The organism is Ensifer sp. NPDC090286 (genome assembly GCF_044769565.1).
Lineage (GTDB): Bacteria > Pseudomonadota > Alphaproteobacteria > Rhizobiales > Rhizobiaceae > Ensifer.
This window is the reverse complement of record NZ_JBIVYF010000002.1, coordinates 422669-437594: the sequence shown is the minus strand read 5'-3', so window position 1 is coordinate 437594 and position 14926 is coordinate 422669. Positions and strand designations below refer to the sequence as shown.

General features: G+C 65.6%; 10 protein-coding genes. All 10 read right to left on the bottom strand.

Going from position 1 to position 14926, the window contains the following annotated elements; translation table 11 throughout:
• Window positions 1-23: 23 nt before the first annotated feature.
• Window positions 24-809 carry a crotonase/enoyl-CoA hydratase family protein gene (locus tag ACIQUG_RS12230; protein WP_402321637.1) on the bottom strand — a complete coding sequence of 262 codons (786 nt, stop codon included), beginning with the start codon at window positions 807-809 and terminating at the stop codon, window positions 24-26.
• The gene (locus ACIQUG_RS12225; protein ID WP_402321634.1) at window positions 806-1675 is read right to left on the bottom strand and encodes a hydroxymethylglutaryl-CoA lyase; all 870 of its coding nucleotides are present in this window, start codon (window positions 1673-1675) and stop codon (window positions 806-808) included. The genes ACIQUG_RS12230 and ACIQUG_RS12225 overlap by 4 nt, the downstream gene beginning before the upstream one ends.
• Window positions 1672-3660: an acetyl/propionyl/methylcrotonyl-CoA carboxylase subunit alpha gene (locus tag ACIQUG_RS12220; RefSeq protein WP_402321631.1), complete on the bottom strand. Its 1989-nt coding sequence runs from the start codon at window positions 3658-3660 to the stop codon at window positions 1672-1674. Before ACIQUG_RS12220 ends, ACIQUG_RS12225 begins: the two co-directional genes overlap by 4 nt.
• Before the next feature lie 15 nt (window positions 3661-3675).
• Window positions 3676-4059: a RidA family protein gene (locus ACIQUG_RS12215; protein WP_402321628.1), complete on the bottom strand. Its 384-nt coding sequence runs from the start codon at window positions 4057-4059 to the stop codon at window positions 3676-3678.
• Window positions 4060-4069: 10 nt separating this feature from the next.
• Entirely contained in the window at window positions 4070-5677 is a 1608-nt protein-coding gene (locus tag ACIQUG_RS12210) for a carboxyl transferase domain-containing protein (protein ID WP_402321625.1), read from the bottom strand.
• Window positions 5678-5718: 41 nt separating this feature from the next.
• On the bottom strand, window positions 5719-6882 hold the full coding sequence (locus ACIQUG_RS12205) for an isovaleryl-CoA dehydrogenase (RefSeq protein ID WP_402321622.1): 1164 nt from the start codon (window positions 6880-6882) through the stop codon (window positions 5719-5721).
• Between the two features lie 309 nt (window positions 6883-7191).
• Window positions 7192-9375 carry a cellulose synthase gene (locus tag ACIQUG_RS12200; RefSeq protein ID WP_402321619.1) on the bottom strand — a complete coding sequence of 728 codons (2184 nt, stop codon included), beginning with the start codon at window positions 9373-9375 and terminating at the stop codon, window positions 7192-7194.
• Entirely contained in the window at window positions 9372-10421 is a 1050-nt protein-coding gene (locus ACIQUG_RS12195) for a glycosyl hydrolase family 8 (protein ID WP_402321616.1), read from the bottom strand. Before ACIQUG_RS12195 ends, ACIQUG_RS12200 begins: the two co-directional genes overlap by 4 nt.
• Window positions 10418-12745 (bottom strand): cellulose biosynthesis cyclic di-GMP-binding regulatory protein BcsB, encoded by a 2328-nt coding sequence (locus ACIQUG_RS12190; RefSeq protein WP_402321613.1) that lies wholly within the window; start codon window positions 12743-12745, stop codon window positions 10418-10420. Before ACIQUG_RS12190 ends, ACIQUG_RS12195 begins: the two co-directional genes overlap by 4 nt.
• The gene (gene bcsA, locus ACIQUG_RS12185; RefSeq protein WP_043614998.1) at window positions 12745-14922 is read right to left on the bottom strand and encodes a UDP-forming cellulose synthase catalytic subunit; all 2178 of its coding nucleotides are present in this window, start codon (window positions 14920-14922) and stop codon (window positions 12745-12747) included. The genes ACIQUG_RS12190 and bcsA overlap by 1 nt, the downstream gene beginning before the upstream one ends.
• Between the last annotated feature and the right edge of the window lie 4 nt (window positions 14923-14926).

Here is a 14926-nt window from a genome sequence, read left to right as displayed (position 1 = left end):
AAACATGCCCAAATCAAGGAAGCCTATTGCCGCCAGGCGGGCTCGCGCTTGTCGAAGAAGGCGCCGACACCCTCACGCGCTTCATCGGATTCCCAGCAGTCGGCAAGCTGTTCGATCGTCGCGGCAATGGTCTCTTCGGTGATCGGGGCCCCAAGTGAACGGGCCAGCCGTTTGGCCCGGCCGGTGGCTTCCGGCGCGACCGCCAGATAGGGCTCGATTTCCGCTTCAATCGCCGCCTCCAGTGCGTCGGCGGCAACGACGGTGGTGGCGAGCCCCAAGGCGCGCGCCTCCTCCGCACCGAAAAGCCTGGCGGACATGAACAGTGGCCGCGCCTTGCCCTCGCCGATGCGGGCGACGACATAGGGGCTGATGGTTGCCGGGATCAGGCCGAGGCGCGTCTCGGTCAAACCGAACTTTGCGTCGGCCGAGGCAACCGCCGCATCGCAGATGCTCATCAGGCCAACGCCGCCGCCAAAGGCATTGCCATGCAGGCGGCCGATCACGGGTTTTGCGATCTCGTTCAGCGCCTTGAACATCATCGCCAGCCGTGTCGCCTCGGCAATGCGGGTCGCCCTGTCCGCATCGAACTGTTCGCGCATCCAGCCAAGATCGCCTCCGGCGCAGAAGCTGCGGCCTTCACCCTCAAGGACAACCACGCGGACCGAACGGTCGGCCGAAAGCTGTTCTGCCGCCGAGGTCAATTCGCCGATCATCCGCGCCGAGAGCGCGTTGTGCTTCTGCGGCAGCGCCAGCGTCAGCCGCGCGACACCGCGCGCATCGGTTTCGATCCGGATCGTTTCGAAGGTCATGATCCCGTCCTCAAGGTGCGCGCGAAAGCGGCCGCCTGTTCGAGCTTCGCTGCGTCGAGCCCGGTCGAAAAACCCTTGGCCGTGACGAAGGCGTTGACGGCGAGCGTATCGACATTGCCGGCAGCACCCGGCGCATAGGGGCAGCCGCCAAGGCCGCCAGCCGAAGCGTCGAAGACCCTGAGGCCGCGGTCGAGCGCCACGGCAATGTTATCGAGCGCGCGGCCGGATGTGTCGTGAAAATGCCCGGCGAGCCGGTTGGCCGGAATGCGTTCCAGCACCGTGGCCAACATCGCATCCACGGCCTCTGGCGTACCGCGGCCGATGGTGTCGCCGAGACTGATCTCATAGCAGCCGAGATCGTTGAGCAGACCGGCAACGCGGGCGGCGCTGGCCGGCGCTATCGCACCCTCATAAGGGCATTCGACGACGCAACTGACATAGCCGCGTAGCAATAGCCCGCGTTCGCGGCACAGTTCGGCAACCGGTCGAAAGCGCCCGATGCTTTCGGCGATCGAGCAATTGATGTTTTTTTGCGAGAAGGTTTCGGACGCGGAGGCGAAGATCGCCACCTCGTCGGCACCAGCTTCGATGGCGGCTTCAAGCCCACGCAAGTTGGGCGTCAGCACCGCGTAGCGCGTCCCGGCTCGCCTGCGGATGCCGGCCATGACCTCGGCCGCATCGGCCATCTGCGGCACCCATTTCGGGCTGACGAAGCTCGTCACCTCGATCCGCTCGTAGCCGCAGTCGGAGAGCATATCGACGAGGCGGATCTTGTCGCTTGTTGAGACGAGCGTGCTTTCGTTCTGCAGCCCGTCGCGCGGCGCCATCTCGACGATCGTCACATGCTGCGCCGCCGCTCCGCTCATTCCGCGCTCTCCGGCTGGAGCATCACCAGCACGGCGCCGGCAGTCACCTGCTCGCCTTCGCTGACCAGCACGTTCTCGACCACGCCAGCCCGCGACGCCGACAGCGTCAGCTCCATCTTCATCGCTTCCATGACGGCAAGCGCCTGGCCCTTCTCGACGGCATCACCGGGGCGAACCCGGATCAGCTTGACGATGCCGGGCATCGGCGCCGACACCGCGTCATCGGCGACCTCGCTGGAATGGCCCGCACCAAGCGCGTCCGGCAAACGAAGCACATAGGTCTCACCATTCAGGAACAGCGTGATCTGCTCGCCTTCGCGCAGGAAGCGGAACTCCTGCTGCGCCCCGGCGATTTCCGCACGGGCGCCATCGGCCGAGCGACTGAGGATCACGACCGGCAACGCCGCCGTCCCGGTGTGAACGGCGAACTGATCCCGGCCACGCGCAGCCAGCGCCACGGTCGTCCGTCCGCCCAGATGCTCGATCGCGATGTTGCGGTTGGCGTCACCCCAGATCTGCCAGTGGCCGAGCGAAGACCAGGGATCGGCCGACCCGTCCGGCTGCAGGGCTCCGGTCGAAATGATGGCCGCAAGCGCAAGCGCCGCGTCGTTTGGCACCGGCGACGCCGAAAGCCGGTCGATCGAGCGGTCGATCAAGCCGGTATCCGGGTGCCCGGCGCGAAAATCCGGTTCAGCCGCCAGGCGGGCCAGAAAATCGAGGTTGGTGACCGTGCCACCGATGCGGCAAGCCCTGAGCGCGTTCTCGAGCCTAGCCAGCGCCGTCGACCGGTTTGGCCCATGGACGATCAGCTTCGCGATCAACGGATCGTAGAACGGCGTGATCCTGTCTCCCTGCCGGACGCCGGCATCGACGCGGACGCTCTCCTCCGGAAAGCTCAAGGTCGTCAGTTGCCCGGTCGCCGGCAGGAAACCGCGCGATGGGTCTTCCGCATAGATGCGGGCCTCAAAGGCCCAGCCGTCGATGGCGATCTCGCTTTGGCGTTTTGGCAGTGCTTCACCGGCTGCAGCGCGTAGTTGCCACTCGACGAGGTCGATGCCGGTGATCGCCTCTGTGACCGGATGCTCCACCTGCAGCCGAGTGTTCATTTCCATGAAGTAGAACTGGTCCGGCCAGAGCCCGTCGGTCACGTCGGCGATGAATTCGACGGTGCCCGCCCCGACATAGCCGATCGCCTGCGCCGCGCGAACGGCCGCATCACCCATGGCGCGCCGCACTTCCGCAGTCATGCCTGGCGCCGGCGCTTCCTCGATCACCTTCTGGTGGCGGCGCTGCAGCGAGCAGTCGCGCTCGTAAAGGTGCAGGATGTTGCCGTGCCGATCACCGAAGACCTGCACCTCGATGTGGCGCGGCTTCGTCAGATACTTCTCGATCAGCACCGCGCCGTCGCCGAAGGCCGCTTCCGCCTCGCGACGCGCCGCTTCCAGTGCCGCCGGAAAATCGGCGGCACTGTCGACCCGCCGCATGCCCTTGCCGCCGCCGCCGGCGCGCGCCTTGATCAGCACGGGATAGCCGATGTTCGCCGCTTCCCCGGCAAGGAAATCCGGATCCTGCGTCTCGCCGTGATAGCCGGGAACCACGGGCACGCCGGATTGCTCCATCAGCGCCTTGGCGGCATCCTTCAGCCCCATGGCGCGAATGGCGGACGCCGACGGTCCGACGAAGGTGATGCCGGCCGCCTCCACGGCTTCGGCAAAGTCGGCGTTCTCCGACAGGAAGCCATAGCCGGGATGAATGGCGTCCGCGCCGACGGAGTGCGCCGCCGCGATGATGCGTTCGGCCACAAGGTAGCTGTCGAGCGCCGGCGCCGGGCCGATGCGGATCGCCTCGTCGGCAAGCGCCACATGCAGCGCGCCGACATCGGCATCGGAGTAGACGGCGACCGTGCGGACGCCGAGGCGCTTGGCGGTGCGGATCACCCGGCAGGCGATCTCACCGCGATTGGCAATCAGGAGTTTGGAAAACATCGGCATCTCCTGGCCCTATTGCGCTGCAATCACATCGATTTCGAGCAACCAGCCGGCATCGAAGATGCCGGCGATCGCAACTGTCATCGCTGGTGCGAGCGGACCGAGATATTCGGCGCGGGCCGCGCGGTTGGCCATGGCGTATTGCCGATCGGCAAGCAGCACCGTCACCTTGACGATATCGGCCTTGGCCATGCCCGCCGCGGCCAATTGCGCGTCGATGTTGGCCCAGACCTGGCGGGCCTGCGCCTCGAAACCCTCCGGCAGCGCGTCTTCAGGCGTCAGCGGCACCTGCCCGCTGACGAAGAGCAGACGTTCGAAATTCTCCAGGCGAACGGCCTGCGAATAGCCGCCGCGCGGCTGCGGTGCGTTCGGGGCATTGATGTTGTCGCGTTTCATGACGGTGTTCCTACATCCTGAAGAGGCCGAAGCGCGTGTCTTCGATCGGCGCATTCAGCGCCGCCGACAGCGACAGGCCGAGCACGTCGCGCGTCTTGCGCGGATCGACGACGCCGTCGTCCCAAAGTCTGGCCGAGGCATAGAGCGGATGGCTCTGGCGCTCGAAGAGATCGAGGATGGGCTGGCGGAAACGCGCCTCGTCCTCGTCGTTCCACGGCGTGCCGGCCCGTTTCAGCGCTTCGCTGCGAACGGTCGTCAACACGCCGGCCGCCTGTTCGCCGCCCATGACGGAGATGCGGCTGTTCGGCCAGGTCCACAGGAACCGCGGCGAAAACGCCCGGCCGCACATGCCGTAATTACCGGCCCCGAACGAGCCGCCGACCAGCATCGTCACCTTCGGCACCCGCGCCGTCGCCACCGCCGTCACAAGCTTGGCCCCATGCTTGGCGATGCCTTCGGTTTCATATTTCCGCCCGACCATGAAGCCGGTGATGTTCTGCAGGAAGACCAGCGGGATCTTGCGCTGAGCGCAGAGCTCGACGAAATGCGCGCCTTTCAATGCCGATTCCGAAAACAGCACGCCATTGTTGGCGATGATGCCGACCGGAATGCCGTGCACATGGGCAAAGCCGCAGACAAGCGTCGTGCCGTAGCGCGCCTTGAACTCGTCGAAGCGCGAACCGTCGACGGTGCGGGCGATCACCTCGCGGATATCATAGGGCGTGCGCAGATCGGACGGTACGATGCCGGCGATCTCCTGCGGATCGTAGAGCGGCGGCTCCGGTGTCGCGAGCTCGACCGTCAAAGGCTTATGCCGGTTGAGCGCCGAAACAGCCCGGCGGGCAAGCGCCAGCGCATGGGCGTCGTCGCGCGCCAGATGATCGGCCACACCGGAGAGGCGCGTGTGCACGTCGGCGCCGCCGAGGTCCTCCGCCGAGACGACCTCGCCTGTCGCGGCGCGCACGAGCGGCGGCCCGGCGAGAAAGATCGTGCCCTGGCCTTCGACGATGATCGTCTCGTCCGACATGGCCGGTACATAGGCGCCACCCGCCGTGCACGAGCCCATGACCACGGCGATCTGCGGGATGCCGGCAGCCGACATGTTGGCCTGGTTATAGAAGATCCGGCCGAAGTGATCCCGGTCCGGAAAGACCTCGTCCTGGTTCGGCAGGTTGGCGCCACCGGAATCGACGAGGTAGATGCAGGGCAGACTGTTTTCCGCGGCGATTTCCTGCGCGCGCAGGTGCTTCTTCACCGTCAGCGGATAGTAGGTGCCGCCTTTGACGGTCGGATCGTTGCAGACGATCATGCATTCCCGGCCCGACACCCGGCCGATGCCGGTGATCAGCCCGGCGGCCGGCGCGTCGCCGTTGTACATGCCGTGCGCCGCCGTCATGCCGACTTCGAGGAAGGGCGTCGCCGGATCGATGAGGTTGGCGACCCGATCGCGCGGCAGGAGCTTGCCGCGGCTGACATGGCGTTCGCGCGCCGTGTCGCCACCACCGGCGGCCGCCACCTTCACCGCGTCTTCGACAGTCGCGATCGCCTCCGCCATGGCCGCCTGGTTTGCCTTGAACGTATCGGAGGACGGAGAAATGTGAGATTTCAGAACGGTCATCAAGTCCTCTTTCGATCGAGTTCGGCCGTTTTAGTTGGCGGCTACCGCGTCTCGGTAAACAGCTCCCGCCCGATCAGCATGCGGCGGATCTCGCTGGTGCCGGCGCCGATCTCATAGAGCTTGGCGTCGCGCAGCAGGCGACCCGCCGGGTAGTCGTTGGTATAGCCGTTGCCGCCGAGCGCCTGGATTGCCTCGAGCGCCAGCGCCGTCGCCTTTTCGGCCGCATAGAGAATGCAGCCAGCCGCATCCTTGCGCGTCGTCTCTCCGCGGTCGCAGGCGGCTGCCACCGCATAGACATAGGCGCGCGCCGCATTCGCCGTCACATACATGTCGGCAAGCTTGCCCTGCATCAGCTGGAACTCGCCGATCGCCTGGCCGAACTGCTTGCGCTCATGCAGATAGGGGACGACCACATCGAGGCAAGCGGCCATGATGCCGAGCGGCCCGGCCGACAGCACGACGCGCTCATAGTCGAGCCCCGACATCAGAACGCGCACGCCGCCGCCGATGGTGCCGAGCACGTTTTCTTCCGGCACTTCGCAATCCTTGAAGATCAGCTCGCAGGTGTTGGAGCCGCGCATGCCGAGCTTGTCGAGCTTCTGGCCGGTCGAAAAGCCGGCATAGCCCTTCTCGACGAGGAAGGCGGTGATGCCGCGCGGGCCGGCGGTCGGATCGGTCTTGGCGTAGACGACGAACACGTCGGCATCCGGGCCGTTGGTGATCCACATCTTGTTGCCGTTAAGCACATAGCGGTCGCCACGCTTATCGGCCTTCAGCGTCATCGATACGACGTCGGAACCGGCGCCGGGCTCCGACATCGCCAGCGCGCCAACATACTCGCCGGAAATCAGCTTCGGCAGGTAACGCGCCTTCTGGTCGTCGTTGCCGTTGCGGTTGATCTGGTTGACGCAGAGATTGGAATGCGCGCCATAGCTGAGGCCGATCGAGGCCGATGCGCGGCTGATCTCTTCCATCGCCACGCAGTGGGCGAGATAGCCCATGCCGGCGCCGCCGTGCTCCTCGGCGGCAGTGATGCCGAGCAGACCAAGCTCGCCCATCTCGCGCCAGAGCGGCATCGGAAAGGCGTTGTTGCGATCGGTCTCGTCCGCCAAAGGCGCGATACGGTCCGTTGCGAAGCGCCGCACGCTCTCGCGCAACGCGTCGATGTCCTCGCCAAGCGCGAAGCTCAAGCCGCCCTGAAACATGTCTATCCTCCCACCGTTCCGGCCAGTGCGGTCTCCTCCCACAGCGGCCGGACGATAACGCTCCATCCTCTACGCGGATCGCGGCGAATGCAATGATATCAACGCCGCGACATGGCCGGACGATAGCACCGCGTTTCGCTAATTTCCTTCCAAAGAGGGGCAAAGCCAAGCACGATATGCAAATCCGGAGGCGCCCGCCGATTGCATCCTGTGCGCGAACGGGTTGGCGCACCCTCGCGCCGGTCCGACGGTTGGCGTTCCATTCCCGAGATGGCGCCAAGGAGCTCCGTGACGTCGCGGGATCGACGATCAGTTCTTGTTCGGCCAGATTTCCTGGCTGGCGTCGACGGCCGCAAGACCCTGCATCGCGTCGCGATTGCCGGTGGCGGCAAGCGCTTCGAAGATGCGCCGCGCTTCCGCGTGGTATTTGAGGTTCATGTAGGCGTAGCCGCGCAGCACCATCAGGTCCTGGCGGCGCTGCGAAATCTGCCCGAGCTGATCGAGAAACAAGATCGCCTCGCGGTAGCGATTGGCATTGAAAGCGGCAATGGCGCGGTCGGCAAGGATCGCCGTCTGCAGCTCGTCGACCCGACCGCGGCTCTGCGTCGACTTCGTCGCCGACACCGCCGCCTTGTTGGTGAGGCCGGCGCGCAGATAGGCCAGGCTCTGGCCATAGGCAGCGTCTTCGCGGGTCTGCGACGCAGGTGCCTGCAAGGCGACCTCGAAGGCTTCTGCGGCTTCCAGCGGACGGTTGAGGTCCATCAGGCACCAGCCGCGCGCGAGCGCCGCCTGCGGCGCCATGCCGGCAGGGTTGATGGTGGTGCGGCAACCGGCGCCGCTGCGCACCGATTTCTGGACAACACCGCCCATACGCGGCCTCTGAGCGACGGGTTGTTCGACCACCTCGGTGACGACGGTGGTGCGCGCCGCCGACTGCTGTTGCGTCCGCTGCTGCACTTCGGCGGTCGGAAGCGGCGCGCGGCTGACTTCGTCGAGTTTCTCCTTGACTTCGCCAAGCCGGGCGATGCGTTCGGAGCGGCCCGACCACAAACGCTGGATTTCGACGACGCCATCCTTGTCGTTCAACTGGTCGCGGCTGAGCGCGAGGCCATAGGCCGACGGCTCATCGTCCGGCTTCCAGCGCAGCGCCGTTGCAAACCATTGTGCGGCGGTTGCCGGCTGGTTGAGGGCGCGCGCATACCAGCCGAACTGCTGGGCCGTCGCCGGCTCGCGCGCCTTGGTCGTTTCCTGCGCGATCCGCGCCAGCACGGCGGCATCGAGGGCGACCGGCGGATCGATCGCCAGCAGATTGGCCGTCGCCGCGAAATAGGTCGCAAGCGCGTCGGGCGAGCTGTCGCGCCACGGATAGAGGACTGCCTCGGCCTCGAGCGGAGCCTTGCGCGCGATCAGCGTCAGTGCCAGGCCCTGCGCGGCCGAAGCGCTATCTTCCTTGTCGTGGGCGCGCCGGAACCATTGCTCCGCGGCGCTCATGTTGTCGCGGCGCAGCTGATACCAGCCGAGCAGCAATGCGTCGCTTGCCGTGCCGCCGGTTTCCGCCAGCTTTTCGACGCGCTGGACATACTTGGGATCAACCGCGAGCGTCTTGTCTCCGTCGCCTTCGGCAACGAAGCGCCGGGCGAGATCGTCGCGGATGCTTTCGAACTCCGGCACGCCCTCGGGCGTGGTGCGCTCCAGCGCGAGCAGATCCTGCAGCGTCGCGTAGGGCAGCACCGCGGCAGCCTTCTGCACGGTCGCGAGGCGTTCCGGCGCGTCGTCGCAGCTCTTCAGCACATAGAGATAGGCGTCGCGGGCCCGGTCCGGCCGCTTGGTCTCGGCAAAGGCCTGCGCCACATGCCAGAGCACATCGACTTCCGAGCAGGTCAGAAGGCTCGGCGTGCTGGCGGCGATCGAAATCACGGTTTCATACTGCTTGAGCTCGGAGGCGTTCACCAACCGGGCGCGGGCCTCGGCCACATTGAGGCGCTCAAGCAGGTCCGCCGGCGGCTGCCAGGCAGTCTCCTTCGCCTGACGCTCGGCGATCGCCTTGCGCACTTCGGCGTAGCGGCCTTCAGAATAGAGCCGCCACATGGTTTCGAGCGCGACATCGTTGTTGCGCGGCACGGCCAGCGGATCGGCGGGCGGAACCCAGTCGGGATAAAGCGAGCGCAGGCGCGAGATTTCCGCCTGCAGGCGCGCCGTGTCGCCCTTGGCGGCAAAGTAGCGAAGCGCCGATTCGTCGACGACCGGCTGCGGCTTGCTTGCGCTTTGCGTTGCCTCTGACGGCCTGTCGGCCTGGGCCACCTCGGTAAATTGCGGCGCGGCACCGCGCGCGCTCTGGCCGGCGCTGCTGCCGACGGCGGGCGCCTCCTGGCTCTCACCGGCCAAGCTGCCGAGTTTCTTGTTGTCCTGGCGCAAGAAGCCGCCATCGGTCAGTCCGGCAACCCCGATCGCCGTAGTCATCACAGCGGCAATGGCAACGATTGAGGACTTCATAGACACTCCGGACGCTTCTCCCTCACGTAAGACAACCCCAACAGGTGCAGCGTGGAAGGGTAATATTGCGTCGGGCTGAACACCTTGACGCTGTCGGGTATCGGGACCCTGTCCAAGACACAGGCCAGAATATGGTTAACAAATCGATAACCGGGGTCCGTGAGGCTGGTTTGAACCGCCCCCGTGGAGACGTCGCTGAGGACCAATGCGTCGTTGTCGCCGGCCATTCCCGCCCGCAGCCGCGCCATCAGATCGCGGCCACCCATGTCGGCCCGGGCGAGGTAGAGCGGGATGCGCAAGGCGTTGTAGCCGAACTCGGCCGGAAAGCCCTGGGCCGGCTTCGGCATCGTACGCAGGCTGACCCAGTCGGCCGGCATCTTTCTCGGACCCGATTGCAAAGCATTGAGCAAGACCAGGCCGTCATCCGAGAGCGCTTTCCAGCGCGGCGACGGCGCCACCCGATCAAGGGCCGGAAAAGCCTCGAAGATCCAATAGGACGGATTGACGACCGGGCCATCGGGACGATCGGTCGTGCCGAAGCCCGTAACGCCGGGCAACAGCAAGGTTCGTCCGCCATGGTCGAGCAGGGTGTTGTCGAGGATAGCCTTGGCGATCCGCGACGCCGCCTGCAGATAGTCTTGCCGCTTCCAGCGTTCACCGGCAAGCACCAGCGCATAGGCGATCAGGATATCGCCGTCGGTGGCATTGTTGATGTCGATAATGTGCGGTGTTTCGGTGGCACTCCACTTCCAGGCCGCCAGTCCATCGTCCCGCAGCAACAGTTCGCGGCGCGTGAACGACCAGATCAGCGCGAAGTCGGCCGGGTTTTCGGCGAGCACGGCGAGCAGGAGGCCATAGCCCTGACCCTCGCTATGGCTGACATTGCCATTGGCGTCGTCGATGATCCGACCGCCGGAATCGAGGAACCGCGCCTTGTACTGGTCCCATTCGCCAGCCTTCACCGAGCCCCCCTGTTCGTCGGCGCCGGCTGCCATAGGCAGCAGCAGCGCAAGCAATCCGGCGAGAAGCGCGGTCCACCACCTCATTGGCGCCGCCCCAGGCGGGTCAGCATCGAGGATGTCGCCAGCCCCAGAAGCACCGACAGCACGATCAAGAGCAGAGCATAGACCATGATGTTGCTGGACAGCCAGTTGGCAAAGATCAGGCGGTAGTTGGTGAGCGACGGCGGCTGCGTCTGGACGAAATCGAAGCCGGCGACCGGCGTCGCCTCGATCTTGTCCGTCGCCGGCTCATAGGCCGAGACCCGTCCGGCAAGCTGCTGCCAGCGCGTGACGTCGGCGATCGCCGCCGTGCCCTCGCGCAGACGCTTGCCGGTTGGCGCCGTCAGCAGCGTCCAGGTCGCGTCGTCGCTCGGGTTGGCCCCTTGCGCGATCACCAGGCCGGCGCTTTCCGGCGGAACATAGGCGGCTTGCGCTTCGGGCAGGATGCGCAGCGAACTCAGCGAAATGTCGAACTCCTGCTTCACCCAGGTCTGGAACCCCGTGACCTGGTTGCGCCAAGCGCCGCCGCTCAGGCGCGTGCGCCACTCGTCGATGGCTTTCTGCGTATCGTCAGGACGGCCGGTGTCCTCCGCATTGCCCCAGGACATCTGCCGGGCAGGGTCGATACCGACCTGCGTCAGCACCGTCTTCGGCAGCTGCGGCATGGCGCCGATGAAGATCGCATTGCGGCTGCCGGCTGCAAGCGGCGATGTGATTACCTCCAGCAGCAGTGGCCTGCCGCCGGCAACGGCCAGGCGGGCAAGGAAGGTCGCGGCGGCCGACAGCGTGTCTTCGTCGGCACGATCGAGGAAGAGCGGAACCGCGGCACTATCGCTGCGGTAGGGGGCGGCAGCACCCGAAATCGCGGCGATATTCGGCCGGCGGCCGATGCGCGCGAAATCCGGCATCCGCAGTTCGGACGTATCGAAGAGCGCGAAGCGCGGATCGTTGGAAGCAGGCGTTCCCGGCGCGCAGGCCTTGTCCGGCTCGGCGGAGAGCACAGCCTCGATCTCGATCAGGTTCGGACCGGGTTTGAAATGCCGCATCGTTACCTTGATCGGCAGGTGGCGCAGAATGTCGCCGTTGGCCGAATTCAGCGGGATCGTCGATGCGATGTTGCCGTTGATGTAGATGTCGATGTGGCTGCCCGGAAGCACGGCTTCCGTGTAGGCGGCGTCGAGCAAAAGCGTCGCATCGCCATAGGCATCGGCATAGAAGTCCGACGGCACGGCGACGGAAAAGCGCGTGCGAAAGCGCCGGCCCGTAAATTCGCTGGTCTCGACCCCGAGTTCGGAGAAGCGCAGGCGCGCATGCGTCACGACCAGCGGCGTTTCCGGCAGTTGCCAGCGCCCAGTGGCGATCACGTCGCGCGGCACGTTGCTCGGGCGGTCCATGGGCTGCGTGATCCCCTCGATCGCCTCCTGCACCGCGGACCAGTCCGGACCGCTGATCACCAGCACCGACGACTTCGTCTTGCCGTCGCGCACGAACATGGCGACCGGGCCGCTGGACGCGCCTTCCGGTGGGCGTTCGAGGAAAGGCGTCACTTCCTCGGCCGTGCCGACGAGTGCCGTCATCTGCCCGGGTTTTGCGAGTTCAGGCATGGTCTCGCTGAGAGCGAATTCCTGGGCGGGCATCTGTCCGCGCAGCGCCAAACCTTGCGCAAGCCGCATCAGCGCCGCAGTACGGCTCGGCTGCTGGAGGCCGGGAACGACCAGGTTGAACTGTGTCCGGCCGCGCGCATCGAGACCGACGGCGCGCACGTCGTCGAGGCTGGAAAGCGTCGCGCTGTCGCCGGAGGCAAAGCGGATGAAGGCCGATTCCGGCGCGATCTCGGTCCACAGCTCATAGGTCGATTCGACCGTGCAGTCCGTGCGGTGGCGCTGGCGAACCCTGACGCGAATGTCGTTGGAACCGGCACGCAGCAGCCCGGGCTTCAGGTCGTAGCTCAGCAGCGTGGCCGCCTCCGCCGAGCCGATCGCCTTTTCACCGGCCAGCTCGCCGTTGACGAAGATCGACAGTGTCGACGCTTCCGGCGCAACGACGATCGCGTTCTGATAGGCGAAGTTGAGCGAGGCAGCAGATTGCGCCTGTGCCGGCGTCAGATAGACGGACCAGGTGCGTTCATCGACCTCGCCGGTCAGCGACAACGCGCTGAACGGAATGATGAAGCGCTTGAAGTCGTCCGGCGGCTTGAGCGTGACGATGGGCTCGGACGGCCCGGTGTTGCTTCCGGCATCTGCCGGCGGCTGCAGGATCGGGGCATCCGCCGGCCGCTCGCCGGACATGTCGAAGGGCGATGGCTGCGCGGACGCGCCGGTTGCAAGGCTGGCAAGCAAGAGGGCCGGGAGAACGAGGCGCCTGAGCATCAAGCACCTTCCTTCTGCGCCTCGGAGCCGCGCAGGCTGCGAAGGAAATAGATCATGCCGCGGCTCGTCTGATAGAGCGCCAGCCAGAGGAACCAGAGTGTTCCGCGCACAAGGCCCGGATTACCGCGCCGCGCGCTTTGAAACTCGCTCCATTGCCGCGAATTGGCAAAGATAAGGTCCGCGACCAGGCCGTGATGGCGGGCGACCTGCGGCAGGTAGCGGCAGCCGATGACGGTAATATCGCCGGCAATCTCCTTGTTCCTGATTGCGACGGGCAGTGTTTCGGCCCCGCCGCTGCCGCTGTAGGGCTCGAAGCGGATGCCACCCTCCGTGTCGGTCGGCATCGTCGATGCATCGATGCCATAGACCTGGACCCGCGCGCCGTTGGCCGAAACGTCCTCGATCGTTGCCGGATACCATTTGTCGGCGACCCCGAACTCGCAGCGGCGGCTGACCTTGACGCGCCGGGAGGCTGCCCGTTCGCCGCGCTCCGAGACGACGCCGAGCACGCAGCCGGCCATGATCAGGTTCAGGAGGTTCCAGCCGCCGACGACGAGCGTCACGTCTGCCTTGTAGGGCTCGGTGTAGACCCGGTAGACCGTCATCAGCAGGGCAACGAAAAGTACCGCGAAGATGACGAAGAACGGCCGTGCGATCTCGGAGAGCCGGCTTTCAAGGATCGATTCATCCTTTGCCGTCACCTTGAAGGTCGGCCGGCTCGGCCGCAGCAGCACCGAGATGACCGCCGGCAGCAGATGCACCGTCTGGGCGAACTCGTAGAGTTCGGAGATCCAGGGCCAGCGGAACGAGCCGTAGAGATAGTTCTGCATCATCAGGTTCACGACCATGTAGGCCAGCGTATAGGCGAGGAACTCGCCGCCAGACGCCGTGAAGATCTCAAGGTCGAAGAACAGATAGAAGAGCGGTGCGAAAAGGAAAATCGTCCGTGGGATCGGGAACAACCAGAACAGCGTCGACGACATGTAGCAAAGCCGCTGCGGGATCGACAGGCCGCCCTTGAACAGCGGGAAGCGGAAGATGAGGATCTGCATCATGCCCTGCGCCCAGCGGCTGCGCTGGCCGATGAAGCTGGCGAAGGTTGCCGGCTGCAGGCCGGCGATCAGCGGACGGTCGACATAGATGCTGTTCCAGCCGCGTCCGTGCAGCGCCAGCGCCGTTTCGCAGTCCTCGGTGATGCTCATGCCGCTGAAGCCTTCGGTATCCTCCAGCGCCTTGCGGCGCAGAACGGCGGCCGAGCCGCAGAAGAAGGCGGCATTCCACTTGTCGAGACCGCGCTGGATGATGCCGTAGAACATCTCGTTCTCGCTCGGCATCTTCTCGAAAGTGCGCAGGTTGCGCTCGAGCGGGTCCGGGTTGAGGAAGAAGTGCGGCGTCTGCACCAGGAACAGCTTCGGATCCTGCTCGAAATAGCCGACGGTCTCCAGCAGAAAGTCGCGCGCCGGCGCGTGGTCGGCGTCGAAGACCGCGATCAGCTCGCCGTCGGAATGCAGCATGCCGTTGTTGAGGTTGCCGGCCTTGGCGTGCTCGTTGCGCTCGCGGGTGAGATAGCGCACGCCCAGATCGTCGCAAAGCGCCTGCAGTTCGGCATTGCGGGCGGATGCGCGCTGCGCTTCGACGAGGTTTGCCGAATTGCGCTTCTGCAGCGTGCCGCCGTCGTCGAGCAGCCACACCGTCAGCTTGTCGGCCGGATAATCCATCGCCTTGGCGGCCGCCAGCGTATTGGCCAGCAGGCCCGCGTCCTCGTTGTAAGACGGCACGAAGACGTCGACCTTCGGAAACTTGCCGGGAGAAATCGAGCTCGCTTTGCGCGGCGGCAACGGCATCGCCACCACGAACAGGCTGAGCGACAGCATCATCACGCTGTACATTTCAGCCAGATAGAGCAGGAAGCCCGGAATGAAGTTTTCAAGCTGGTTGAGCGGCGGCAGCGTGCTCGTCGTGCGCCAGTAGACGTAGCGCAGCACGATTGCCGTACCGAAGGCCAGCGCGATCAGCCGCCAGCGGCCACCGGCATTGGCAAGCTTGAGCACGGCCATGAAGGTAACGATGAGAACGCTGACGATGAGCTGCGTCTGGAGGTTCACCGGCAGCGTGATGACCGCCATCACGCAAAGCGAAAAAAACGCCCAAGCCGCAACCGATCCGATCCTGCTCATACAT